We start from the raw sequence: 26032 nt of genomic DNA, 5'->3' as shown, positions 1-26032 counted from the left end.
CTTGCATCGGGATTTTATAACTTATTTACTTGAAGAATCTTCTTCTTTCGGCTCTTGTTCTTTACTATCCGACTTTTTGTCTTTCTTTTTCGTTTCCCCTTTTTTACGAGAGATAGAAATAAGTTCTGTTTCTTTATCGTAATCAATAGACATGGCATCACCTGCAATTAATTCCCCTTTAAGAATTTCCTCAGCAATTGGGTCTTCCAGATACTTCTGTATAGCTCGTTTTAACGGTCTGGCACCGAAGTTGGCATCAAAACCTTTATCAGCTATATATTCTTTCGCATTTTCGGTAAGCAGAATATCGTAGCCTAAATTATGAACTCTTCCGAATAGGCTGTTCAACTCAATGTCTATAATCTTAAAAATTTCGTCCTTACCTAAACTATTAAATACCACTACATCGTCTACGCGATTCAAAAACTCAGGTGCAAATGCACGTTTTAAAGCATTTTCAATTACGCCACGACTGTGTGTGCTTGCCTGATCAAGTTTTGCTGAAGTAGAAAAACCTACCCCTTGCCCGAAATCTTTTAACTGACGAGCACCAATGTTGGAAGTCATGATAATGATGGTATTCCTAAAGTCAACCTTTCTGCCCAAACTATCTGTCAACTGACCTTCATCCAAGACTTGTAGTAAAATATTAAATACATCAGGGTGTGCCTTTTCAATCTCATCTAACAGAATAACTGCATAAGGCTTTCTTCTAACCTTTTCGGTTAACTGTCCGCCCTCTTCATAACCAACATATCCTGGAGGCGCTCCCACCAAACGCGAGACGGCAAACTTTTCCATATACTCGCTCATGTCAATTTGAATGAGAGAATCATCCGTATCAAACATAAACCTAGCAAGTTCCTTGGCCAATTCGGTTTTACCAACTCCAGTAGGGCCTAAGAAAATAAATGAACCAATTGGCTTTTTAGGGTCTTTCAGTCCGGCGCGCGTACGCTGTATGGCTTTTGTTAATTTCTTAATGGCTTCTTCCTGACCAATAATTTTTTCCGCAACCTTATCATACATGTTTAACAGCTTAACGCTATCCGTTTGTCCAACACGCTGCACAGGAATTCCTGTCATCATCGCCACAACTTCTGCAACATTGTCTTCTGTAACTTCGTATCGCTTCGTCTTAGTTTCTGCCTCCCAATCTGCTTTGGCGACATCTAACTGCTCTATTAAGTTTTTTTCAGTATCACGTAATTTTGCCGCTTCCTCATACTTCTGGCTGCGCACCACCTTATTTTTTTCTATTTTTATATCTTCTATCTTGGCCTCAATATCTATGATGGCTTGTGGCACATGAATGTTGGTTAAATGAACTCTAGATCCTGCTTCATCTAAGGCATCAATCGCTTTATCGGGTAAGAAACGATCTGAAATATATCTAGACGTCAAGCTTACACAGGCCTCTATCGCTTCATCAGTATACGTAACACCGTGATGCTCCTCATACTTGTCTTTAATCCTAGTTAAAATTTCTATGGTTTCTGCGGGAGTTGCAGGTTCTATCATTACTTTTTGAAAACGACGATCTAACGCGCCATCTTTTTCTATGTATTGACGATATTCGTCCAAAGTAGTGGCTCCAATACATTGGATTTCGCCCCTCGCTAAAGCTGGCTTAAACATGTTAGAGGCATCTAAAGAACCAGATGCACCACCTGCGCCAACAATAGTATGAATCTCATCTATAAATAAAATCACGTCAGTAGATTTCTCCAGCTCGTTCATCACGGCTTTCATACGTTCCTCAAACTGACCTCGATACTTAGTTCCGGCAACAAGTGAAGCCAAATCTAATGTGACAACACGTTTTCCAAAAAGCACTCTAGAAACTTTACGTTGCACAATCCTCAGCGCCAAACCTTCTGCAATGGCTGACTTACCTACTCCGGGTTCTCCAATTAAAATTGGATTATTTTTCTTTCTACGAGAGAGAATTTGCGAAACACGCTCTATTTCCTTTTCACGACCAACAATTGGATCTAACTTACCTTCTTCTGCCTGACGCGTTAAATCTCTACCAAAATTGTCTAATACAGGCGTTTTCGATTTTATGTCAGAAACTTTTTTTGGTGCAGTAAAAGCGTCGTCATCTCTGTAATCATCATCCCCGGTAGACGCACTGTTGCTTACATCATCCCTAAATCCGTTTCTGTTTACCTCTACTTCTTGTTTAAAAATATCGTAAGTAACACCGTACTGCAACAAAATCTGCGAAGCAATGTTGTCGTCATCCCTCAGCACGGAAAGCAGTAAGTGCTCAGTACCAATTAAATCACTCTTAAAAATTTTTGCTTCTAAATAGGTAATTTTTAATACTTTTTCTGCTTGTTTGGTAAGCGGAATATTGCCCAAATTAACCGTAACACTACTTGTGCCGCGCACAGCATCCTCAATAGATCTACGTAATTTGCTGGTATCTACTTCCAAAGAACGCAATATTTTAATCGCCATCCCATCGCCTTCGCGAATAAGACCTAACAATAAATGTTCGGTACCGATGTAATCGTGGCCTAAACGCAATGCCTCCTCTCTACTAAAAGAGATAACATCTTTAACCTGTGGTGAAAATTTTGCTTCCATAATATCTTTCTTAACAGCCGCCTCTAAACTATAAAAATAAAATTATAAAAAGGCGTGCGACTGTTTTGTTTATTTTATCAACAATTACGCCATCTAGATGGATAAAGGTTATTGAAATAACGCCCATCGCAGGCAAATTGTTTATCTAGCCCAAACCAACTTGCTTATTTTAAGTACGTATTGTTAACAATAATAGGTTTCTTAAAGTTAAAAAATGTTTATTAGCGCCCTTTAATGCCTTTGTCTGTTTTGTGCAACAAAAATTTTAGCAAAAAATAATGACAAAATGCTAGGGTTTTTCATGGTTTAGGTACATTTTGACAGTTGATCTTGAGTTGTGGGTTCCGGGTTATAAGTTACAGGTCTGGGTTCAACATTTACCGTTACTAACCCGCAACTCATAACTTGTCTCGTATTTCTGTGAAAAGCAAAACATCTACTATTAAATTCAGCCCCGTTTTTTCCGTTAAATCCCTCCTGCGTCGGGGATATCGCTGCTACCGGGTTTAGATATGCGGGGCGAAATAAGAAACTCAGAAAACTCTGACGCCGTCAATTACACTTGCTAGCGCTATCGATCGGAATTATCTTATGCTGGCAAAAACATAAAATGGACAGCATATAAAAGTGTGTCTCGCTTCTGGCAAAATTTCTATATTTGTGAAAGAATAATTTTTTTAAAGGTTTGATTGTTCTAATTGGTATTGCAATTACAATAATGCTCTGGCTTAATCTAAATAAACCAACTAAAAATATCGGGAGGTATGTCTTTAACACTGGAGGAATAATAATTGACACCATAAACGGAGATTGTTATGAATGGACAGATAAAGGCTACACTAAATATTCTGGCGGAAAACAAACCTTTGTAGAACATCTCCCTAATTAACAACTGGAAAAAGCCAAATAAAATATAGCGCTTTCGCAGCAAGTCAATGTACTTGTAAAACCGAAAAATAGGCTCTTAATAACCGCTAGCTCTATTTATCGAAATGATATTTCTTGTTGACTTTTTCTGGCAGAAAGATATAATCGATAGCCGGTAAAAGTTCCCAAATTATATTATAAACTGAATTTAAGTTGGAGTCCATGCGACCTATCATCCACATTATTATTTCTGTCTTCCGCTAAATCCCTCCTGCGTCCGGTATATCGCTGTTACCGTGTGCAGGCAAGCGGGGCGGAATAAGAAATACAGAAAAAACTGCCGAACATTTAAATTATTATTAGGCAACCGGACTATTAACACATAACCCGCAACTTTTAACTTTCTACTTTTAACTTTCAACTTATAAACTCCATCTTTGTAAAAACACAAAATAATTATGGCAGACGAAAAAATAATCTTTTCTATGGCAGGTGTAAACAAAATTTATCCGCCACAAAAACAGGTTTTAAAAAACATATACCTTTCTTTCTTCTACGGTGCAAAAATTGGTGTTATTGGCCTAAACGGCTCGGGAAAATCTTCTTTACTGAAAATTATAGCCGGGTTAGACAAAACTTATCAAGGTGAGGTAGTCTTTTCACCAGGTTTTTCGGTAGGATATTTGGCGCAAGAGCCGATTTTAGATCCAGAAAAAACAGTTCAAGAAATTGTGGAAGAAGGCGTAGCAGATGTTATCTCTCTATTAAAACAATATGAAGACGTAAACGAAGCGTTCGGTTTGGAAGAGAATTACAGCGATGCCGATAAGATGGACAAGCTAATGGCGCGTCAAGGCGAGTTACAGGATCAAATAGACGCGGTGAATGCTTGGGAAATTAATACTAAACTAGAACGCGCTATGGATGCGCTTCGTTGCCCTGATCCAGATGCCAAAATTGGAGTACTTTCTGGTGGTGAACGTAGACGCGTTGCCATGTGTAGGTTACTTTTACAAAAACCCGATGTGCTTTTATTAGACGAGCCAACCAACCACTTAGATGCAGAAAGTATAGATTGGCTAGAACAATTTCTACAAAATTATGAAGGAACTGTTATCGCGGTAACGCACGATAGATATTTCTTGGACAATGTTGCTGGCTGGATTTTAGAATTAGATCGTGGCGAAGGCATTCCTTGGAAAGGCAATTACAGCAGTTGGTTAGAGCAGAAAGCAAAACGTTTATCGCAAGAGGAAAAAACAGAGAGCAAACGTCAAAAAACGTTAGAGCGCGAATTAGAATGGGTGCGTATGGCGCCAAAGGCAAGACACGCAAAATCTAAAGCGCGTTTGGCCAACTACGATAAACTAGCGTCTGAAGATGGTAGAGAAAGAGAAGACAAATTAGAACTTTTTATTCCTGCTGGCCCGCGGTTAGGCAATGTAGTGATAGAAGCCAATAATGTAACCAAAGCCTACGGCGACAAAGTTTTATTTGATAATTTAACATTTTCTCTTCCTCCGGCAGGAATTGTAGGAATTATCGGCCCCAACGGTGCAGGGAAAACCACATTATTTAGGTTAATTACAGGACAAGAAGAGGCAGATGCCGGAACTTTCCGTGTTGGAGATACGGTAGAATTGGGTTATGTAGATCAAATGCATAACGATTTAGATGCTGAAAAAACTGTTTATGAAAATGTTACAGATGGGTTGGAAAACATTCAACTTGGTAATAAAGCGGTAAATGGGCGTGCATATGTATCTAAATTTAATTTTAATGGCGGCGATCAGCAGAAAAAAGTAGGTGTTCTTTCTGGTGGAGAACGGAATCGGGTCCACTTGGCCATCACTTTAAAGAAAGGCGCAAATGTACTTTTGTTAGATGAGCCCACAAATGATATAGATGTAAATACACTTCGATCTTTAGAAGAAGCGTTAGAAAATTTTGGAGGTTGCGCAGTGGTTATCAGTCACGATAGATGGTTTTTGGACCGCATTTGCACGCACATTCTCGCTTTCGAAGGAGACTCGCAGGTTTATTTTTTTGAAGGCAATTATTCAGATTACGAAGAAAATCGTAAAAAACGCTTAGGCAATATCGAGCCAAAGCGCATTAAATATAGAAAGTTGGCTTAAGCTTACTACATCACAAAAGGCGCAGAAAATATCTGCGCCTCTTGCTTTTAACTCTACTCTGTTCCTTTAATTATTAAGCTGCGCCCGTTAACTCTTCATAGGCAGCAGTCAGACTTCTCTCTATACCGTCGCCTTTCCACTCCGGCGCACCTGGAATTTCAGTTGCCTTCAAAATGTCTTCTTTAGTCTTACCATTCTTTATCTCTCCACCAACAAAAGCAAGCAGTTTTGAGAGGTAATTCTGAAATGCTTTAATGTCTTCTTTATTTCCTATAACCTTTTCCGGATCTAAACTATGTCCCCAAATAAACAATGTGTCATTGTCGAATTGACTGTTAATTTTATCTAAGGCAGTGATCCAATTGCCAATATTTGCACCGTTTGGCCTGTCGATATAAGGATATCTCCTGTTAAAAACGAGATCGCCAACGTGCACAATGTTTGCGTTTTCAAAATGGTAAACGGCATCGCCATTGGTATGTCCGGAACCATAATAAAACGCCTTCATTTGTTCCTTGCCTACCTTATCTTTCCAACCCTTGCCAAAAGTAACATTGGGCAGCAGTTGCTGTTCCAAATTTCCTGCTTTTTCTGCTGCTTTGGTTTGATTGATTAATGAATTTTGGTGCGCAACTACATTTTTTGCTAAACCTTTAAACGCAATATTTCCGGCAGTATGGTCGCCATGGTGATGCGTATTGATCAAATATTTAAAAGGCTTATCTCCTAATTTTTTGAGCTCCTCAATTACATGCGGAGCTGTATTTGGAAACTGAGAATCTATCACGACATAGCCATCGCTTGAGTTCAACCATCCGATGGTTCCGCCCTGTTCTATAAAAATGCCGATGTCGTTTCGCAAAGGTTTAAATTGATAAGAAGTTTGCATAAAGCTATCTGCAAACGCAGCTGACCTGGACAGCGACAGTACAGCTAAAGCCAAGGCAGAGTTTTGAATAAAAATTCTTCTTTCCATGTTAGATAACTAAAAAACTACAGCGAAAACACTGTAGCTCAAAATAATTATAATTTTTAAAATAAACCAATACTTTTATTTTTCCTTTTTAACCGCCTGCTCCAGGTTCGTGACCCGGTCCAAAAGCTTTGGATGTTCTATGATGATCTTTGCTGAAAAGATTCGTAGAGACATTAGAATTTTCGGTCTTCTCCAAAGTCTCATCCAATCTTTCATCGTCGGCGGTTTTTTCCAACAATTCATTTTCAACGACAGCTTTTTCTTTTTCTTTATTTTTATCAGTTTCCATAACTTTAGTTTTTAACTGTGCAATTAAAAGAATAACAGCTGATAGAAATTTTTGTTTCGAACTTTATAATAATCTAGTTAAAAAACTAAATATTTCCTACTTAACAAAACAAAAACCAACTTTTAAACCTTGGCATTCTGCGCAACAACGGTCTTAACCTTATCTATTACAAAATCTATCTCTTCTTTAGTGTTGTATTTACTAAACGAAAACCTAACAGATGGTCTGTCGGGATCTGCATTAATGCCATTTAAAACATGGGAACCAATATTAGAACCCGAAGAACAAGCGCTCCCACCTGATGCACAAATGCCATGAATATCCAAGTTAAACAACAGCATGTCTCCCATATCCATCGCCGGAAACGAAACGTTTAATACGGTATAGAGACTTTTTTCTGCATCCGTCTCGCCGTTGAAGGAAATTCCAGAAATCTCCAAGACAAGTTTTTGCTTAAAATAATCTTTCAGTTCTTGGATATACGTTTGATGTTCGTCCATTTCTGCGTACGCAATTTCCAAAGCCTTTGCCAAACCAACAATTCCATACACATTTTCTGTCCCCCCACGCATGTTACGTTCTTGGGCGCCACCAAAAATCATAGATGGGATTTTTACATTGCTATTAACGAAAAGAAAACCAACTCCTTTGGGGCCGTGAAGCTTATGTGCTGCACATACAATGAAGTGAGCTTTTAAGTCGCGTACATTATGTTTGTAATGGCCCATCGTCTGGACTGTATCTGAGTGATAAATGGCGTCATATTTTTCGCAAATAACTCCTACTCTTTGAATATCTGTTAAGGTACCCAGCTCGTTATTTGCGTGCATAAGCGAAACTAAAGAACGATCATTTTCCTTTAACAATTCTTCTAATTGCTGGTAATCTATGTTTCCTTTAGCATCAACATCTACAAAACTCAACTTGTTTATTTCGCCATTTTTCAAAAGCGCATCTAATGTGTGTTCTACTGCGTGATGTTCTATTCTTGAAGTAATGGCATGTTTAATTCCGTAAGCTTGAATGGTTCCTCGTATCGCCATATTATCGGCCTCGGTACCACCAGAAGTAAAAAAAATCTCAGAGGGCGACGCATGTAGCAGCTGTGCTACCGATTTTCTAGCCTTCTCTACCAAAGTGCGTACTTCTCTACCCATCGCATGGATGGCAGATGGGTTGCCATATTGGTTTTTCATTACAGCAGTCATTTCATCGATCACCAATGGATCAAGTGGAGTGGTTGCTGCGTTGTCTAAATATATCCTGTTCATAACTTTTACAAGTTGTAAAATTTTAATCCGAACTATAGGTGTAAAATTTCCTTAATGTCTGATATGATTTTTTTGGCTAAATTCTCGGCCACGGTTTCGTTTTCTGCTTCGCTGTAAATCCTAATAATAGGCTCTGTGTTTGAACGTCTGAGGTGTACCCAAGTTTTGTCGAACTCAATTTTTAAGCCATCTATTGTGCTGTGTGGTTGATTCTTATAGCGCTCTTCCACCTGCTTTAACAAATGGTCGATATCCATTTCTGGAGTGAGCGTTATTTTATTTTTTGAGATGAAGTAGGCTGGATAACTACTTCTTAACAAAGATATCGGCTTGCCAAATTTCGCTAAATGGGTTAAAAACAGCCCTATACCCACCAAAGCATCTCTGCCATAATGCGATTCTGGATAAATAACTCCACCGTTTCCTTCACCCCCAATAATTGCGTCGGTCTCTTTCATCCTATTAACTACATTTACTTCGCCTACGGCGGATGCATTGTATACGCCCCCATTTCTCTCGGTTACATCTCGAAGTGCTCTTGTAGAAGAAAGATTAGATACCGTGTTTCCTGGCGTGTTCTTCAATACATAATCAGCCACTGCAACCAACGTATATTCTTCACCAAAAAAACTGCCGTCTTCGTTTACAAAACATAAACGATCTACATCAGGATCAACCACAATACCCAAATCGGCATTTTGCTTCTGAACCACCTTAGCAATTTCGCTTAGATTCTCGGGCACAGGCTCCGGATTATGGGAGAAATTTCCATCAGGCGTACAATACAATTCAATAATGTCTTTAACGCCCAATGCATTAAGCAAAGCCGGAATAAAGATGCCTCCAGTAGAGTTTACGCAATCTATTGCTATTTTGAAATTAGCATTTCTAATGGCTTCCGCATCAACCAAAGCCAATGCTAGCACCTTGTCTATGTGCTTTTGTAGATAGGTGTCGTTTTTAATAACCTTCCCGAGCTTATCTACTTCGGCAAAATTAAATGCCGCATTTTCTGCCAGTTCTAAAACTGCTTTTCCTTCTAAATCGTTTATAAATTCGCCTTCGTTATTTAATAATTTTAAAGCATTCCATTGTTTTGGGTTGTGGCTAGCGGTTAAAATAATTCCACCGCCTGCATCTTCCTCTGGCACCGCTATTTCTACTGTTGGCGTTGTAGATAAGCCAACATCTACCACATCTATTCCCATGCCCTGTAGTGTTCCTACAACTAAATTGTTAAGCATTTCTCCAGACAAACGAGCATCTCTACCAACCACAATTTTTTTAATTCCGGTTTTATCTATCACCCATTGCCCAAAGGCAGCAGTAAATTTTACAATGTCTACTGGTGTTAAACCGGCACCCGCCTGCCCCCCAATGGTTCCTCTAATTCCGGATATAGATTTTATTAATGTCAATTTGATGGTTTTAAATTTCAAGCAAAATTAACAAAATTTGCGAGCTACTCATGTAAAGGTTAGTCGGTTTATATAAAAAGGTTCCTCTGAAACAGAAAAATAATCCTCAAGGTGAAACACCTAAAAATGCTTCTCCGCAAATTAAAACCAGAGGTTTGAGACATTTTTTATAAGTTTGCAGGCACAAAAAGCCGTTATAATGCAGCGTAAATGGTTTCAATACTGGTTTAATTCACCGTACTATCACATTCTCTATCAACAAAGGAACGATGCTGAAGCCGAGTTTTTTATAGACAATCTTACTAAATACTTAAAACCGCCTCTAAAAAGTAAAATTTTGGACATAGCCTGCGGAAAGGGACGTCATGCCATCTATTTAAATAAAAAAGGTTTCGACGTAACCGGCATAGACCTTTCTGAGCAAAGTGTGCGTTATGCCAAACAATTCGAGAATGATTATTTGCATTTTCTAGTTCACGATATGCGACAGTTGTTTTACATCAATTATTTCGATATCGCGGTTAATTTATTTACAAGTTTTGGTTATTTTGAGACAGAATACCAACATGTTAAAGCTTTAAAAAGTTTTAGAAAAGCTTTTAAACATGACGGGTGTTTGGTTTTAGATTATTTTAACGCTGAAAACATCATTCAAAATTTAAACAGCCGAGAATTAAAGGAGATAGACGGTATTCACTTTGAAATTGTAAAGACGGTTGTTGAAGGTAAAATTATAAAGGGAATAAATTTCGAAGCAGAGGGTAAGAAATACCACTTTGAGGAGCGAGTACAAGCATTTACATTTAATGATTTTAAGCGAATGTTGCTTGCTGCAGGTATGTACATCGAAAAAACTTTTGGAGACTATAATTTAAATGATTTTGATGAAACTAAATCTGAGCGACTTATTTTAATTTGCAGGAAAGCATGATTGTGGAAATAGCAACTGTAACCAGCACTTTAGAGACCATTAAACAATTAGATGTAGAGTTGTTTTTATCGGTCCACAGAGGAATGTCAAATTCCTTTTTTGACTGGCTAATGCCCTTAGTAAGAAACAAATTTTTCTGGGCACCGTTGTATCTTTTCATCATCGTCTTTTCAATCGTTCAATATAAAAAGACCGGCTACTACATCATTGGAGGGCTCATATTTACTTTCGCCATGGGCGATTTAATTTCCTCGCGCCTTATTAAGCCAATGGCCGGCAGGTTACGGCCCTGCAACGAGCCCAGCTTGGCAAATGACATTATTCACCGCGTAGGTTGCGGCACCGGACAAAGCTTTCCATCTTCCCATGCCACCAATCATTTTGCCATAGCTGTTTTTTTAATTTGCCTATTCTATAAATATTGGAAGCCGATTTTGCCACTAGGCTTAACCTGGGCGACTTTAATTTGCTTTGCTCAAGTATATGTAGGCGTGCACTATCCAATAGACGTGACAGTAGGCGCTTTGCTTGGCGCCTTAATTGGCTACCTTTGCAGCCGATTGTTTAACTATTTACAACCCTCTTTTTAAATGGAAATCTGGAAAATTTGCGCGCTCTTTTTCTGTGCCTTTTTTGGCGGCACTGCAATCTTTTTGGTTAAAAGCGATAAATCTAAGCTACTAAAGTTAATTCTTGCGTTTAGCGGCGCGTTTCTATTTGCCATCACGGTGTTGCATTTAATTCCGGATGCCTATAGTGGAACTGATAGCAAAGAAATTGGCCTATTTATTTTATTAGGCTTTTTATTGCAGATTGTCTTAGAACAATTTTCTGAAGGAATTGAACATGGACATATTCACAAACATAACGAAGGCCATATTTTCCCTTTCGGAATTATGATCAGCCTTTGTTTACACGCTTTTTTAGAAGGTATGCCGCTTGCTAAAGATCAGCATAATGAACTTATATTTGGGATTGCCTTACATCACATTCCGGCTGCATTTGCGCTAGCAAGCATCTTTTTGCAAAATGAGTTTAAGCGCGCTGCCATTATTTTTTACATTATTCTTTTTGCGTTGATGTCGCCACTTGGATATTATGTAAGTTTTGGATTGAGCAATGGAAGTATTGGAGGCTTAGATCAGTATTTTAATAAAATTATGGGTATCGTAATAGGAATATTTCTTCACATCTCTACCACCATTTTATTTGAATCTAGCGCCGATCATAAAATTAATTTCCGTAAAATGATTGCCGTACTTTTAGGAATTGGCATCGCATTAATCGGTTTTTTTACGGGGCATTAAAACATTTACATCACATTGAACTATCATAAAAGCACATTGGATTTTCGGGTTTAATTAGGTAATTTCGGTTATGGAAAATCTCACTAAAGAGCCGACTACAGCTTCCGAAAAAAGACATTTTTCTCCTCAAGAATATTTAGAACTAGAGCGTCATGCGACCGAAAAACACGAATATTTTGATGGTGAGATATTTGGCATCGCGGGAGCTGAACGACCGCACGTTAGGATAGCTATGAATATGTCAGCAAATCTTTTCAACGAGTTAAAAGATTCTCCATGTTTTCCCTACGGTAGCGATATGCGGCTGCACATTCCAGAAAATACGCTTTATACCTATCAAGACATATCTATTTATTGCAAAGAGCCACAGGAAAGTGAATTAGATGATGCCAGCTTTATACTTCCGACGGTTATCATCGAAATTTTATCGCCATCAACAACAAGCTACGATAGAGGCGATAAATTTAAATTGTATAGGGCAATTCCATCGTTAAAAGAATATGTTATGGTTGATTCAGCATCTGTTTCTGTCGAAGCTTTCTTCCTCAACGAAAAAGCAAATTGGGAGTTGGATGAACACAATAGCCTCGACGATTTACTAAATTTCCGCTCATTAGCGATCTCTCTACCCTTGTTAGAAATCTATGCAGGACTTAAATTTGAAAAGAAATATTAGGCCTCCGGCCGACTTGGTAGAAAGTGTTTTTCCGAGTAAACGATAGATTAAAATCCACCGCTAACATTTCAGCCGAAGCTACATATCTATAAATATAGGCATTATGTTTTGTTCCGGGCTTTAACCGAAAATGAAACAAAAAACCATCACGCCGACAATACAGGTAGGGTTAAATCTATCCATAAAGCGACCCAAACTCCATCAAAAACTACTTTTCATCTTTCCGTTTTCGCTTTTTCCTGCCGTAATCCCAGGGGCAGTGTTTGCAAACACTCTTACAGCACGTTCCGCGCTTTAAATGGTAAACTTCCGTCATCACCATAAAGCCATCTTCATTAAAATAAAAATCTATGCCCTCTTTCATCGGTATGTTCAGCCATTTACGCTATCTCATTGATTCAAAATTCTAACTTCTAATGCACCATCGAAATGTTGCTTAAGTTGACGACCATCCCCGTGCAAGGTCCATACTTGTTTTGGATTAACTCGTTTGATAGTTTCTAAAATAGCCTGCCAATCGGCATGATCTGAAATAAATAACGAAATCCCATTCCGTTCCTGCAAATTTTTCCATCCAGAGGCAAAGGCTCTGACCACATTGGTTGCCCGAAAATAATTATTAAAAACAATGGGCGGCACAATATATACTTGGTTTTCCTTTTCTTGCTTCATCGTTTTCCTATCGTACAACTTATAGCTGCCCAAATGGATGCCAAAATCCTCGTAAATCTTCGCTATTGGGGCAATATTGTGGTGTAGCATTATCATTTTGCCCTCACAATGAGCATTTAACAACTGAACCATTCGCTGTCCTTTACCCAAGGAGTAAGCACCAAGCATAATGTTAAAGTTGGTTTCGTTTAGTTTTTTTACTTCTTCGGCTGCTGCCGGATGTTTGGTAGACGGATCTGCAAAAGTACTTTCTGTTATAAACACGTCAGCTTCTACAAATTCTAGCGGCTCACAAGTAAAATCTTCCTCAAGTTTATAGTCTCCCGAATACAAATACCTTAGGCCTTTATAGATCATCAAAACTTGTGCAGAACCTAGCATGTGGCCTGCCGGGTAAAGTATAATATGCACCTCGCCAATCATAAACTCTTGATGGTAATTTTTAATAGAAAACGCTACTCCGGCAGCTTTCCGATAACGATGCTTCATAAATGCAGCTGTTGCTGCGGTGCAATACACTTGCTCATTTCCACGCACAGCATGATCGCCGTGGGCATGCGAAATGACAGCAGTCGCAACCGCCTGTTGCGGATCTAAGTAAAAATCGCCGTAAGGACAATAAAGCCCAATACTGTTTATGGTAATGAAATTATCTAAAATCATGTTAGAGATTAAGAAAAGACTAACTACTTATTCGCTGACGCAATCTTCAAAAATCGATTGTGTAGTGCCAACACTTGCTCTATAAGGCTATGCTTGTCATCGTTTGTGATCTGAAAGTCGGCAAGACTCGCTTTATGTTCGTCCGTAAATTGCTTTTCCACTCGAGCCATAACTTGTTCCATAGATACTTTGTCTCGCTGGATGACCCGATCTAATCTTAAAGTTAGCGGTGCGAGTACCACCACTGTCACGTCGCACATTTTATCTGAACCACTTTCGAAAAGAAGTGCCGCTTCTTTAACGACGTAAGGCACTTTCTTATCTACGTTGTTACACCAGTGCTTGAAGTCTCTAAAAACTGCCGGATGTACCATAGCATTTAGTTTTTCTAATGCTGCGCTGTTGTTAAAGACAATGTTTGCAATCCATTTGTTATTTAACTTCCCGTCGTTAAAATAACTTTCCCTACCAAATGCACTCTTAACTTCCTCCATTAATGTTTTATCAGTCGTCATTAAACGCTTAGCAGCGTCATCTGCGAAAAAAACAGAAACATCTAATTGCCGGAAAACGTTGCAAACCAAAGTCTTACCGCTCCCTATTCCACCCGTTATTCCAACTTTGTACATTATTTTTCTACAATAAAATCTACTTTCCCCGGCGAAACCTTGATAAGCTTACAATAATCAGGAAAGTCTATTATTTTAACTGTGAATTGATTGTGATGCTCATTTTTCCACTCGGTAACATCTACAGCAGCTTGGATAAAATCTTCATCTACTTGGCTATAATTATTCAAAGCAACTAAAAAGGTTACCTTTACCTTTTTTGGGTAAAGCATAATGCTATTAAATCCTTTATTGTTGATCATTTTTAAGGGAACTTCGATTGTTTTTTCCGTAAATTCATCTACAGGAATTTTAACTTCCACCCTAGCAGGATAAATATTTATATTTTTAGAATGTGTTTGCTGCATCCCAATCCGGATCGAGGCATTGTTTGATAAATTATTTAAAGAAAGCGTATCTGTATCCCATACGGAAATCTTCTTTAAATCTTCTAGCGGCCCGGTTACCGTAACATATCTTGGGGTTAACATAATATCATTAGAGAGGCCAAACTGATTTGCGAAACTAATTTTTTTGACGAGTTTAATTGGAACTTTCTTTACCGATCTTTTGGTGAAATCAAAATACAATGTGTCTGGCCTAACAGAAATAATTTTTTGTGAACTCACAAACTGCTTATTTATCCCGTTGATTTGATTTGAAAAAACGATAAAATCTTTCTTATTCAATGGCTCTAAATCCACAGGAATAGATTGCGGTTTTATACGTAACCGAGAAAACAACAATTGCCAACCTGAGCCTTCTACCTGTAAATCTACGGTGTCTGACTGTAGTGGATGGAATGCTCGCTCTAAAGGGAAATTTTTGTAATTTAATACGGTTTTGGCAGTGTAGACATATTTATTGTTCAGAGCCATAAACAACCAAGCAGCAATGGCAAAACAGAGGCATGCAAACATTCCAACCACTCGCCTCTTCTCTATCTTCGTAAGTTTTATTATTGCCATTTGCTAATTAGACCTTAAAAAACATTATATGCTATCGCAAATATAGCCAAAACAAACTCAGCAAAATCTACAGTATGGCTACATTTGCAAACAACACCTCAAATAAAAAAAGCCGGATCTACCGGCTTCTTTGTATAGAAAAATGCTATTTATACTTTTGGTAATACTGCTTTCGTAGCATCTAAAGAAACCGCAGACTTATCAAAACGAATTTTTGTTCCACCTTCAACTTCTATCAAGAACGTAGTGTCATTCATCTCGATAATTCTACCGTGTATGCCAGCGGTAGTTACAATTTTATCCCCTTTTTTTAATTCTGCCACCATCTTCTTAAGGTCTTTGGCTTTTTTTACTTGTGGACGAATCATAAAGAAGTAAAATACCACCATAATCAACACCATTGGCCCTAAAGTACCTAACATCCCAGCCCCGGGAGCCGCATCTAAAATTACTGTTAACGTCATTTCTATTATTTGTATTGGTTTATAAATCTTTACTTAAAATCAATTTTATCTTAGCATAAAGCCTACTTAGCTCTAGGCACAACCTCACCCACCAAATGTACGGTGTTAATATTTGGGCTGGCGTTGCTGTTTACTGTAATAACTTTATCATTTATTCCTGATTTACCTGCACTATTAAATACAACTTTGATAAAGCCATCTTTCCCGGGCAAAATAGGTTCTTTTGGAGGTTCTGGAATGGTACAACCACAAGTTGCAGTAGCGCTAGAAATTATCAGCGGACTTTTGCCCACGTTTGTGAATTTAAAATCATACTCTACCTTTTCACCCTCTTTAATTTTTTCGAATTGGTGAACATCCTTCTCAAACTTTATCACCGGTGCACCTGCCGTTGCAACGGTATTTGAGTCTGTAGACGACCCATCTTTAACTTGTGTATTTGCATTGTGGCAAGATGCAAGTGCCAAGGAAGCGACACAAAAAATCAACAGCTTTTTCATTTTATTTCTTAGTTAGATTATTCTATTAAACCGCGTCCTATCTTTTTAATCGATTTAGATTTTTGAAGGTCGCCTAAAATTTTGTCCAAAATACCATTTATAAACGAATTACTCTTCGGTGTACTGTAATCTTTAGAAAGATCCAAATATTCGTTTATAGTTACCTTAACGGGAATGGAAGGAAAATTCATCATTTCGCAGATGGCCATTTTCATCAAAATTGTGTCCATCAGCGCAATACGCTCTGATTCCCAATTCTTCGTCCTTTCCGCAATCAGCTCCTGATATTTGCTATCGTTTTGTAAAGTATGTACAAATAAATCCTGCACAAATTTGCTATCTTCAGGCCAATCAGCACTTATTTCTGTAAGCTTATTCTTAGAAGGATCATCAGAGTTGAAGTTTTTCAAGGTTTTGGCTACCATGCCCTTCATCACCTCATGATCTACTTGCCAATTGATAAATTTTTCTTCAAACACTTGTATAATGCCTTGGTTTTTAAGAATGATTTTCCTGAAAATATATTTAATAATGTCTTTTGATGACTCTAGCGTTTCATTTGGATCTGCAAGATACTCAGTATATTCTTTTGACACTTTTAGACTATTATAGATGGTCTTCCGAATTTCTGGATCGAAACTCCACTCTACCTTATATTTCTTTATAGCTTCTAAATATTGTGGATTTTGTTGAAGCATTACACTAAACTTATTGTTTAACAACTTTAAGTTAGGGTTAATGTCCTCCTCTTTTTTTAAGAATTTATTGGCTCGGTCAGCAGCGTCATTTGCTGTGTATTCCGTCACTTCTACCAATAAAGAAAGCATCCAAATATACATTTCGTATACGCTATCAATGCTTTGCATAAGGATTTTAAGATCTCCTTTAATGTCTTTTCTGTCTGCTAAATGCCAAGCAAAAATATTTTGCAAAGCTTTTATACGTAGGTGCCTTCTGTTTAACATGAATGTAAGAACGGGTTTGGTAATGTTTACCTTTAATTATATTATTTATTTTATTTTCTTTAAATCAGCAATTCTTTTTTCTGCAATGCGATTTGCTGCAACAATTGTCGGGATATTTTCTGTTTTACTTAATCTTATCACATTTCTAGTCGCATCATAAATATTTTCTGTTAACTGTATGGCGCGCTTTTTTCCATAACCTGTCAATTCTGAGTAACAGGCAATTAACCCGCCGGCGTTTATCAAATAATCTGGCGCAAATAAAATACCTTTCTCCAACAACAGCTTTCCATCTAACGATTCATCTCGCAATTGATTATTTGCAGACCCTGCAATAATTGCAAAATTCATTTTTGCGATGGTGTTCTTATTTACCGTGGCGCCCATCGCACAGGGTGCATAAACATCTGCAACAACGCTAAAAATTTTATCTGCAGCAATCGGTTTTGCGCCGTACTTTTTCACTACGTAATTTAATTGTTCTGCGTTAATATCACTTACCATCACTTCGGCGTTTTCGCGTCTCAATAAAGCTACCAGCTCTTCACCCACACTTCCGATGCCTTGCACAACAACCGTTCTGCCTGCAAGTGTATCAGTGCCAAACACCTCTTTCACACTTGCTTTTATACCAAGATAAACACCCTGCGCAGTAAAAGGTGCAGGATTGCCTGCTCCGCCCATAGATTCTGGTACTCCAGTAACATGTTTTGTCTCCATACGGATATACTCCATGTCTTTTGTATCGGTTCCTAGCTCTTCGGCTGTAATAAATTCTCCGTTTTGATTGTCTATATATTTGCCATAGCTGCGCATCAGCGCCTCTGTTTTATCTTTTCTAGAATCTCCAATAATAACCCCTTTTCCACCACCAAGATTTAACCCAGTTATTGCGGCTTTGTAGGTCATGCCACGAGACAACCGAAGCGCGTCCTCTAAAGCCTCACCCTCGGTGGCATAAGTCCACATACGTGTACCGCCCAGAGCCGGACCTAAAGTTGTGTCATGTATAGCGATTATGGCTTTTAGGCCAGTACTCTCGTCATTACAAAAAGTCAACTTCTTATGTCCATACAACTGCTGCTGAGCTAAAACGGATGTGTTCGGAGTCAAATCTGTTGCCATGATGCGTTAAACGGTGAATTGGGACAAAATTAAAATAAAAAACCGTTAATACTCGTTTTTAACTTAACTATAAAAAAATTAGCGAGTGTTTAAGTAAGTTTGCATAAATGAAGCACCTCAAACGATTAAATAAATATTTCTATAAATATAAGTGGTGGATTATACCGGGGGTGATTTTTGTAGTAATTGCCAATGTTTTTGGTGTCATTCCGGCACAGGTTATTGGCTACGCTTTTGATATCATTACAGAGAACATTCAAATTTACAACCTATTTGAGGGTTTTAACCGCCAACAGGTCATGTATGATATTTTTGGAAATAGTCTGCTTTATTTCGGTTTTCTCGTGGTACTTCTTTATCTTATTAGAGGTATTTTTTTATTCTTGATGCGGCAAACGCTGATACTAATGAGCCGCCATATAGAGTTCGACCTGAAGAACGACATTTACAAGCACTATCAAATTTTAAGCCTCGGTTTTTATCGGCGGAACAATACCGGCGATTTAATGGCGCGCGCCACAGAAGATGTAAACAGGGTGAGAATGTATGTTGGTCCGGCGATTATGTATGCCGTAAATACATTTGCACTTGCGGTATTAATTGTCTACGCGATGTTTAGTGTAAATGCAAAGCTTGCAATATACTGTTTGCTTCCGCTTCCATTTTTGGTTGTTATCATTTACTATGTAAATACGGTAATCTTTAAAAAAAGCGGGAAAATTCAGCAACGTTTATCAGATTTGTCGAGTTTTGTTCAAGAACGCTTCTCGGGCATTAGGATTATAAAATCCTACGTGCGAGAAGATCATACCCGTCAACTTTTTGAGTTGCAAAGCGATGCTTATAAAAAGGATTCGCTTAGCTTGGTAAAAGTTTCTGCTCTTTTCTATCCTACAATGCTCCTGCTGATTGGGTTGAGCACCATTTTAACCATTTATATTGGCGGCATTCAAGTTATAAACGGGAGTATAACAGCCGGCAATATTGCAGAGTTTATCATCTATATAACGCAACTTACTTTTCCAGTAACCATGTTGGGATGGGTAACCAACTTAATTCAAAGGGCCGCAGCTTCACAACAGCGGATTAATGAATTTCTGGACATTGAGCCAGATATACAATCGACCAATAACGAGGAAACAACTTTACACGGAGACATTAAATTTAACAACGTCAATTTTACTTATCCTGATACAGGTATTCGCGCGCTAAACAATGTTAATTTCGAAATTAAAAGTGGCGAATTTGTTGCAATTATAGGTAAAACAGGTTCTGGAAAATCTACATTGGCTAACTTAATTATGCGCATGTACGATGTAAGCACAGGTAGCATCGAAATTGATGGCGAAAATATAAAACAAATCAGTCTTGGTCATTTTAGAAATCAAATCGGTTTTGTGCCTCAGGAGGTTTTTTTGTTTTCTGACACTATTAAAAACAACATTGCCTTCGGCTTAAATAAAGCGATAGATGAAGAAGTATATGTAGCAGCCAAAAACGCATCAGTTTATCAAAACATCGTTGATTTTGACAAGGGATTTGAAACCATGTTGGGAGAAAGGGGAATTACGCTTTCAGGCGGCCAAAAACAGCGCGTATCAATTGCGCGCGCTTTAATTAAATCTCCAAAACTACTAATTTTTGACGATTGCCTATCCGCCGTTGATACAAAAACCGAAGAGGATATTCTACAGAATTTGGGCAAGTTAATGAAAGATAAAACCAGCATTTTGATTGCACATAGAATTTCTACCATTAAAAATGCAGATAAAATACTGGTTTTAGAAGATGGACAAATAAAGGAGCAGGGCACACACACTTCTTTACTGGCGCTAAATGGTATTTATACGGATATTTACAATAATCAGCTCTTAGAGGAGGAAAGCCGCAAGGTTTAATGGGAAATTCTGTTTTGAACTTTAAATAATTGCTTTATATTTACCCAATAAAACTACAAAGACCACGCATGGGAGATTTTGACAACAGAGAAAGAGAAGAAGTTTTTTCTAAAAAAGTAAGAGCTGGTAAAAGAACTTACTTTTTTGATGTAAAAGCAACGCGTTCTGGCGATTATTACTTAACGCTAACCGAAAGTAAAAAAAGATTAGAAGACGGTGTATTTGTAAAACATAAAATTTTTGTTTACAAAGAGGATTTCGAAAAATTTACTGAAGGCCTAAACCAAACCATTGACTATATTAAAAACAACCAAGAAGTAGTAGAGAAAAGATACGAATATAATGAGAATGGAGACGGTAGTTATAAACCGAAAGAAGATTTTTCTTCTTAAATCCCTCTTCAAAATTAGTTAGGCTGTTGTATCCACAATGGCCTTTTTTTTTGCCATTTTAAAACGCGCCATTATGAAACAATTTTTAGGAGCCATTTTAATGATACTTTTTACAGCCAGCTTATCGGCTCAAGAAAAGATTGATAAAAAGCTACAATATAAAATAGCGGATCTTTCGAAAGGATTTAAGGGGACTGTTGGCATCTATGTTAAAGACCTAAAAACAGGGAGAGTTGCAGTCTTAAATGCCGACACCATTTTCCCAACGGCAAGTATGATTAAAGTACCAATTACTTGTGGTATTTTTAATAAGATAGAAAAAAAGGAAGTGGATTATCATGCCATTTTAACCTATCGGGATAGTTTATTGTACCCTGGCGAAGACATTTTAGGTTCTTTTAAAGATAGTGCGCAAATTGCCCTGAGCAAAGTATTGATGTTGATGATTACCACGAGCGACAATACTGCTAGTTTATGGTGCCAATCAATGGCCGGAGGAGGCACCCAAATCAATGCGCTGATGGCGCAATATGGATTGAAATATACGAGGGTAAATTCTCGTACAGAGGGCAGAAAAGAGAATCAACAAAAATACGGCTGGGGACAAACTACACCTAGAGAAATGGCGACGCTGGTGAGGATGATCAGAGATGATAAAATGATTAATGCTGCTTCTTCTGAGCGTATTTACAGGAACCTAACAAGAATATATTATGATTCTGAAGCGCTGTCAGAAATCCCACCAACAGTTCAGGTGGCTTCAAAATCAGGAGCGGTAGATGAGGCTCGGTCTGAAGTATTGCTGGTAAATGCCCCCCATGGAGATTATGTCTTTTGCATCACCACAAAAAACATAAAAGATACTTCTTGGAAATATGATAACGAATCTTGGACGCTTATTAGAAATTTGAGCAAATTGCTATGGAATTACTACGAACCACATTATGGCTGGCAAAAACCAATAGAAATGGACAAATTTGACAGATAAATTTTGCGTATTAAAACCTACTTTGCTAGGCCGCTGCCAACCAAAATTACCAACAACACATAGGCTACAATTATTACAAGCGTAATAATCCCCCAAAACTTAAAGAGTGATTTCATCTGGAGCAAAGTGCTGTCAAGGTTTTCTTGATCGCCGAAAAGCACAGCCTGTTTACCTCTTGCTGAAATCCTGCCAAGCAGCATACTTGGATAAAAATAAAAGGCTGCAATCAGTAAATAAATTATAGATATTAACGTAGAACCACCTTTTGCCAAAGGACCCAAAGCAGCAAGCGCCGACGGATTGCTGTTTAAAAGCGAGCCGATACTAAACGAGCCAAGCAAAAGCAATATGGCAACCGCATAACCAATTATAGATAAGAATTTTGCCCATTTGGTAATGTCGTAAATGTAACTACGCATTTCCTCAGTTACTATTAATTTAACCGCTGTCGGTTCTGCTGTTTCTAAATCTTCCATAAAAAATGTTCGGCAAACATATATAAAATATCTAATTAAGGCAACCACTGCTTTTAAAATGAGGTTTTAAAAACATATCTTTGCGACTTTTAAATCGAACTGCGATCAGTCGGAATTGCCAAAAACATACTCCTTTTGATAAGAGTCCAGAAATAGCATACAAACAATTTTATCAATTTTATAAATTCGAGCATGGCGTTACAATGTGGCATAGTTGGGTTACCCAATGTAGGTAAATCTACCCTCTTTAATTGTTTATCTAATGCGAAAGCACAAGCGGCTAATTTCCCGTTCTGTACTATTGAGCCAAATATTGGGGTAATTACAGTGCCCGATGAGCGCTTAAACAAACTTGCAGAACTAGTTAAACCCCAAAAAGTACAACCAAATACGATCGAAATTGTAGACATTGCGGGCTTGGTAAAAGGAGCTTCGAAAGGAGAAGGTCTGGGAAATCAATTTTTAGGTAATATTCGCGCTACAAATGCCATTATTCACGTGTTACGCTGTTTCGACGATGGAAATGTGATTCATGTAGATGGTTCTGTAGACCCCATTAGAGATAAAGAAATTATCGATACAGAATTGCAACTAAAAGATTTGGATACCGTAGATAAGCGCATTCAAAAAGTGGAAAAAATAGCCAAAACTGGAAACGATAAGGAAGCTAAAAGAACATTTGAAATTTTAACTGTTGTTAAAAAGCATTTGGAAAACGGAAAATCAATTCGTACGGCAGCTGTTTCTCAGGAAGATTTAGACTTTATTGAAAATCTAGGGTTACTTACTCAAAAACCGGTGATGTATGTGTGCAATGTAGATGAAGCATCTGTTGTTGACGGAAATTCATATGTCGAACTTGTAAAAGCCAATGTTTCTGATGAAAAAGCGGAAGTGTTAGTCATCTCTGCGAAAATTGAATCTGAAATTGCAGAACTGGAAAGCTATGAGGAGCGCGAAGAATTTTTAGGAGATATGGGTTTGAAAGAATCTGGTGTACACAAGTTAATCAGATCGGCCTACAGATTGTTAAATTTAAGTACATATTTTACTGCCGGCGTACAAGAAGTTCGCGCTTGGACAATAACCAACGGGTTTACCGCTCCGCAGGCCGCAGGCGTTATTCATACCGATTTTGAAAAGGGGTTTATCCGGGCAGAAGTTATTAAATACACAGATTTTGTTGAGCTAGGTTCTGAAAGTGCCTGTAAAGAAGTTGGAAAAATGGGTGTAGAAGGAAAAACCTATATTGTGCAAGATGGAGACATTATGCACTTTAGGTTTAATGTTTAACGTTGTTTATTTACAACGTTAAACCCATTTCAGCTAACTTTACCTTAGTACTTTCATAATCTTTGTGCATAATGCCTTTTAAGCCAATATCGTCTGCGACTTGAACAAAAAGCTTTCTATCGTCTATGTAAATGCTATTTTCAATATCGCACTGAGAAATATCTATTGCCACTTTGAAAATATCAGCATCTGGCTTACGAAAATGCACAAAGCTAGAGGAAACATAAAAATCTACAAATTCATTTAGATTGAAGGTATCGATTCGATACTGATTTAATTCTCGCCCTTCGTTGCTTATCACTGCAACTTTTAAACTGTACTTCTTTTTTAAATCGCTTAGCAACTTAATCATCTGGGGAAATGGCTGTGACTTACTGAACATAAATTCCTTAAAATCGTTCTCTGAAAAATCTCGTTCTTCATAAAACACTAGCCTGTGGAGATACTCATCAAGCGTAATTTTCCCAACTTCGTAGGTATCGAATGTAAGATGATGGCGTTCTTCCAGGTCTTTTTTATCCAAGCCAAATTTTTCTACTGCTTCTGCTCGCGCATTTCTATCCCACCCATTCGTTAGCAATACACCGCCTATGTCTGTAAAAAGAGTTGTAATCGTAGTTTTCATGTTTTATAATTTAAGCGACGGTGATTTTCTGTTCCAAATATACATCTTGAATGCTATTGAGCAATTGTATGCCATCTTTAAAACTCTTTTCGAAGGCTTTTCTACCCGATATAACGCCGGTACCGCCAGCTCTTTTATTGATTACCGCAGTTTTTACTACGTCCAATAAATCTTTATTCTTGTCACCAGACGAAGAACCTCCAGAATTAATTAATCCAGATCTGCCCATAAAACCATTTGCCACTTGGTAGCGACAAAGATCTATTGGGTTATCACTGCTCAACTTAGTATACATCCGTTTATCAAACTTGCCATAACTTTCCGTTTTAGTGCTTAAAGCTTGAAATCCGCCGTTATTCTCTGGAAGTTTTTGCTTTATGATATCTGCTTGAATGGTTACACCAAGATAATTTGCCTGCGCAGTTAAATCTGCACTTAAAGTATAATCCGTACCATCCGGGCTAAACGCCGAATTTCTTAAATAGCACCAAAGTACAGTTGCCATTCCTAATCGGTGTGCTTCTTCAAAAGCTTTTGAAACTGCTATAATTTGTCTGTCGCTTTCCTCCGAGCCGAAATAAATTGTTGCACCAACCGCCGCAGCACCTAAATTCCAGGCGCCATTAACAGAAGCAAACATAATTTGATCGTAATGATTTGGATAAGTAAGCAGTTCGTTATGGTTTAACTTTACAATAAAAGGAATTTTATGCGCGTACTTTCTTGCAACTGCGCCTAACGTTCCATAGGTAGAGGCTATTGCATTACAACCGCCCTCTATAGCCAGTTGAACAATATTTTCAGGGTCGAAATATTCTGGGTTTGCAGAAAAAGACGCGCCCGCACTGTGCTCGACTCCTTGATCTACAGGCAAAATAGACAGATAACCGGTACCTGCCAACCGTCCATTACCAAATATCGCATGCAAATTCCGCAAAGTTTGTATGTTCCTATCGCTAACGGAAATTACATCGTTAATGAAATTTGAAGAAGGCAGATGCAAATTTTTCTTGTCGATTGTTTTGCATACATGCGATAATAGGCGACTATTATCCGCGCCCAAAAGAGTTTCTATTTGTTGATAATCCATAACATCGAGAATAATTACTGATTTTTTTCTATTGTGAATTGTTTTCGTAATTGCTTTGAAGGCGTGTATTTATTGAGTTTTTTAGCTGTGAAGTTTCGCATAATGAAATTGTTGAGCTATAAAATTGTTAAATTATTGGACTGTTATTTGCTCAGTTTGACTTTAACAAACGAAAGCCAAAAAGGTGTAACTTTCTTTGGTTTTAATTTTACAGTACCGGGTGGGATATTTTTAAAACTTGAATGCGCGTTAACAAGTGCGTATAAGCAATATCCTAAGCAGAATGACAGCCGTTCGGTGCTTTATGTGACAAGTAAAGATACAAAGGACAGCGTGTAAAAGCGCCCAAATAATCCTCAACATCATGAACGTTAAAAAATTCAATGAGTTTTTAAATGATTTGGGCGTTCCCCTGAAGAGGGTCGCGCTTTACGTTTCAATCTTTTTGCTCGTTCCTCGCAAAAAGGATTTCCAAGCAATACACACATGCTAGGTCTTGCGCTAACGATGGGAATGGCATCCTTTTTTTGGCACCTTAAAGCCAATTAAAGATACAATGGACAGCGTGTAAAAGCGCACTAATAAATATCAACATCATCAACCTTAAAAAGCTAATGAGTCTTCTCATAATTTGGGCGTTCCCCTGAAGAGGGTCGCGCTTTACGTTGCAATCTTTTTGCTCGTTCCTCGCAAAAAGGATTTCCTCTGCAATCGCTAACCAAATTTTGCGACTCAACTCCGAGCGCTAACGATGGGAATGGCATCCTCCTATGTTTGAATAATAATAATTTATCATCAAATTTATAGAAATAAGTGAAGAGGCGAGAGAGTGAGTTG

At 38.0% G+C, this 26032-nt stretch carries 27 protein-coding genes; 10 read left to right on the top strand and 17 right to left on the bottom strand.

The window, feature by feature from the left end; translation table 11 throughout:
- Positions 1–21 precede the first annotated feature (21 nt).
- A complete protein-coding gene (locus ACVWYG_RS14585) occupies positions 22–2595 on the bottom strand; it encodes an ATP-dependent Clp protease ATP-binding subunit (protein WP_457270989.1) in 2574 nt (857 codons plus the stop codon).
- Positions 2596–3313: 718 nt separating this feature from the next.
- Here ACVWYG_RS14585 and ACVWYG_RS14580 point away from each other — a divergent pair.
- On the top strand, positions 3314–3484 hold the full coding sequence (locus tag ACVWYG_RS14580; RefSeq protein ID WP_457270987.1) for a hypothetical protein: 171 nt from the start codon (positions 3314–3316) through the stop codon (positions 3482–3484).
- A 436-nt stretch (positions 3485–3920) separates the two neighbouring features.
- Positions 3921–5600, top strand: a complete 1680-nt coding sequence (ettA, locus tag ACVWYG_RS14575; protein WP_457270986.1) for an energy-dependent translational throttle protein EttA — start codon at positions 3921–3923, stop codon at positions 5598–5600.
- Positions 5601–5673: 73 nt separating this feature from the next.
- On the opposite strand, the gene ACVWYG_RS14570 is transcribed toward ettA, so the two are convergent.
- The 4 genes from ACVWYG_RS14570 to glmM form a co-directional block, all read right to left on the bottom strand.
- The gene (locus ACVWYG_RS14570) at positions 5674–6576 is read right to left on the bottom strand and encodes an MBL fold metallo-hydrolase (RefSeq protein WP_457270984.1); all 903 of its coding nucleotides are present in this window, start codon (positions 6574–6576) and stop codon (positions 5674–5676) included.
- 88 nt (positions 6577–6664) lie between these two features.
- A complete protein-coding gene (locus ACVWYG_RS14565; protein WP_457270982.1) occupies positions 6665–6865 on the bottom strand; it encodes a hypothetical protein in 201 nt (66 codons plus the stop codon).
- 122 nt (positions 6866–6987) lie between these two features.
- Positions 6988–8136, bottom strand: coding sequence for a cysteine desulfurase family protein (locus tag ACVWYG_RS14560; RefSeq protein WP_457270981.1), 1149 nt, complete (start codon positions 8134–8136; stop codon positions 6988–6990).
- Between the two features lie 32 nt (positions 8137–8168).
- Positions 8169–9554 (bottom strand): phosphoglucosamine mutase, encoded by a 1386-nt coding sequence (glmM, locus tag ACVWYG_RS14555; RefSeq protein ID WP_457270979.1) that lies wholly within the window; start codon positions 9552–9554, stop codon positions 8169–8171.
- A gap of 199 nt (positions 9555–9753) precedes the next feature.
- Here glmM and ACVWYG_RS14550 point away from each other — a divergent pair, with 199 nt between their 5' ends.
- The 4 genes from ACVWYG_RS14550 to ACVWYG_RS14535 all read left to right on the top strand — a co-directional run bounded on the left by ACVWYG_RS14550 (position 9754) and on the right by ACVWYG_RS14535 (position 12468).
- On the top strand, positions 9754–10485 hold the full coding sequence (locus tag ACVWYG_RS14550; RefSeq protein ID WP_457270977.1) for a class I SAM-dependent methyltransferase: 732 nt from the start codon (positions 9754–9756) through the stop codon (positions 10483–10485).
- Entirely contained in the window at positions 10482–11075 is a 594-nt protein-coding gene (locus ACVWYG_RS14545) for a phosphatase PAP2 family protein (protein ID WP_457270975.1), read from the top strand. The genes ACVWYG_RS14550 and ACVWYG_RS14545 overlap by 4 nt, the downstream gene beginning before the upstream one ends.
- Positions 11076–11792 carry a ZIP family metal transporter gene (locus ACVWYG_RS14540; protein ID WP_457270973.1) on the top strand — a complete coding sequence of 239 codons (717 nt, stop codon included), beginning with the start codon at positions 11076–11078 and terminating at the stop codon, positions 11790–11792.
- A gap of 70 nt (positions 11793–11862) precedes the next feature.
- Positions 11863–12468, top strand: coding sequence for a Uma2 family endonuclease (locus ACVWYG_RS14535; RefSeq protein ID WP_457270971.1), 606 nt, complete (start codon positions 11863–11865; stop codon positions 12466–12468).
- Positions 12469–12676: 208 nt separating this feature from the next.
- Here ACVWYG_RS14535 and ACVWYG_RS14530 read toward each other — a convergent pair whose 3' ends face one another.
- From ACVWYG_RS14530 to ACVWYG_RS14495, 8 genes are all read right to left on the bottom strand, one after another.
- A complete protein-coding gene (locus tag ACVWYG_RS14530; RefSeq protein ID WP_457270969.1) occupies positions 12677–12832 on the bottom strand; it encodes a DUF5522 domain-containing protein in 156 nt (51 codons plus the stop codon).
- 26 nt (positions 12833–12858) lie between these two features.
- Positions 12859–13803 carry an exonuclease gene (locus ACVWYG_RS14525; RefSeq protein ID WP_457270968.1) on the bottom strand — a complete coding sequence of 315 codons (945 nt, stop codon included), beginning with the start codon at positions 13801–13803 and terminating at the stop codon, positions 12859–12861.
- Positions 13804–13826: 23 nt separating this feature from the next.
- Complete coding sequence (coaE, locus tag ACVWYG_RS14520; protein WP_457270966.1) at positions 13827–14432, bottom strand: dephospho-CoA kinase; 606 nt, start codon at positions 14430–14432, stop codon at positions 13827–13829.
- Complete coding sequence (locus ACVWYG_RS14515; RefSeq protein WP_457270964.1) at positions 14432–15379, bottom strand: CdaR family protein; 948 nt, start codon at positions 15377–15379, stop codon at positions 14432–14434. Before ACVWYG_RS14515 ends, coaE begins: the two co-directional genes overlap by 1 nt.
- 149 nt (positions 15380–15528) lie before the next feature.
- On the bottom strand, positions 15529–15843 hold the full coding sequence (yajC, locus tag ACVWYG_RS14510; protein ID WP_457270963.1) for a preprotein translocase subunit YajC: 315 nt from the start codon (positions 15841–15843) through the stop codon (positions 15529–15531).
- A 62-nt stretch (positions 15844–15905) separates the two neighbouring features.
- Positions 15906–16343, bottom strand: a complete 438-nt coding sequence (locus ACVWYG_RS14505) for a DUF1573 domain-containing protein (RefSeq protein ID WP_457270962.1) — start codon at positions 16341–16343, stop codon at positions 15906–15908.
- Between the two features lie 17 nt (positions 16344–16360).
- The gene (gene nusB / locus ACVWYG_RS14500) at positions 16361–17308 is read right to left on the bottom strand and encodes a transcription antitermination factor NusB (protein ID WP_457270960.1); all 948 of its coding nucleotides are present in this window, start codon (positions 17306–17308) and stop codon (positions 16361–16363) included.
- A gap of 45 nt (positions 17309–17353) precedes the next feature.
- Positions 17354–18433, bottom strand: coding sequence for a Glu/Leu/Phe/Val family dehydrogenase (locus ACVWYG_RS14495; protein ID WP_457270958.1), 1080 nt, complete (start codon positions 18431–18433; stop codon positions 17354–17356).
- Between the two features lie 107 nt (positions 18434–18540).
- Between ACVWYG_RS14495 and ACVWYG_RS14490 the strand changes: the two genes are divergently transcribed.
- The 3 genes from ACVWYG_RS14490 (at position 18541) to ACVWYG_RS14480 (ending at position 21711) form a co-directional block, all read left to right on the top strand.
- Positions 18541–20331, top strand: coding sequence for an ABC transporter ATP-binding protein (locus tag ACVWYG_RS14490; RefSeq protein WP_457270957.1), 1791 nt, complete (start codon positions 18541–18543; stop codon positions 20329–20331).
- A 68-nt stretch (positions 20332–20399) separates the two neighbouring features.
- Positions 20400–20723 carry a DUF3276 family protein gene (locus ACVWYG_RS14485; RefSeq protein WP_457270955.1) on the top strand — a complete coding sequence of 108 codons (324 nt, stop codon included), beginning with the start codon at positions 20400–20402 and terminating at the stop codon, positions 20721–20723.
- A 73-nt stretch (positions 20724–20796) separates the two neighbouring features.
- On the top strand, positions 20797–21711 hold the full coding sequence (locus ACVWYG_RS14480) for a serine hydrolase (RefSeq protein ID WP_457270953.1): 915 nt from the start codon (positions 20797–20799) through the stop codon (positions 21709–21711).
- Positions 21712–21728: 17 nt separating this feature from the next.
- On the opposite strand, the gene ACVWYG_RS14475 is transcribed toward ACVWYG_RS14480, so the two are convergent.
- Positions 21729–22187 carry a hypothetical protein gene (locus ACVWYG_RS14475; protein ID WP_457270951.1) on the bottom strand — a complete coding sequence of 153 codons (459 nt, stop codon included), beginning with the start codon at positions 22185–22187 and terminating at the stop codon, positions 21729–21731.
- A gap of 192 nt (positions 22188–22379) precedes the next feature.
- On the opposite strand from ACVWYG_RS14475, the gene ychF reads away from it, so the two are divergent.
- Positions 22380–23480: a redox-regulated ATPase YchF gene (gene ychF / locus ACVWYG_RS14470; protein ID WP_457270950.1), complete on the top strand. Its 1101-nt coding sequence runs from the start codon at positions 22380–22382 to the stop codon at positions 23478–23480.
- 10 nt (positions 23481–23490) lie between these two features.
- Here ychF and ACVWYG_RS14465 read toward each other — a convergent pair whose 3' ends face one another.
- The 3 genes from ACVWYG_RS14465 to ACVWYG_RS14455 form a co-directional block, all read right to left on the bottom strand.
- A complete protein-coding gene (locus ACVWYG_RS14465; RefSeq protein ID WP_457270949.1) occupies positions 23491–24105 on the bottom strand; it encodes an HAD hydrolase-like protein in 615 nt (204 codons plus the stop codon).
- A gap of 10 nt (positions 24106–24115) precedes the next feature.
- Entirely contained in the window at positions 24116–25195 is a 1080-nt protein-coding gene (locus tag ACVWYG_RS14460; RefSeq protein WP_457270948.1) for a class I fructose-bisphosphate aldolase, read from the bottom strand.
- Between the two features lie 611 nt (positions 25196–25806).
- The coding region (locus ACVWYG_RS14455) for a hypothetical protein (RefSeq protein WP_457270947.1) at positions 25807–26032 on the bottom strand (226 nt) is incomplete at its 5' end.

Source organism: Pedobacter sp. UYEF25 (genome assembly GCF_054061655.1).
The sequence above is the reverse complement of the archived record's forward strand: the minus strand, read 5'-3'. Positions and strand labels throughout refer to the sequence as shown.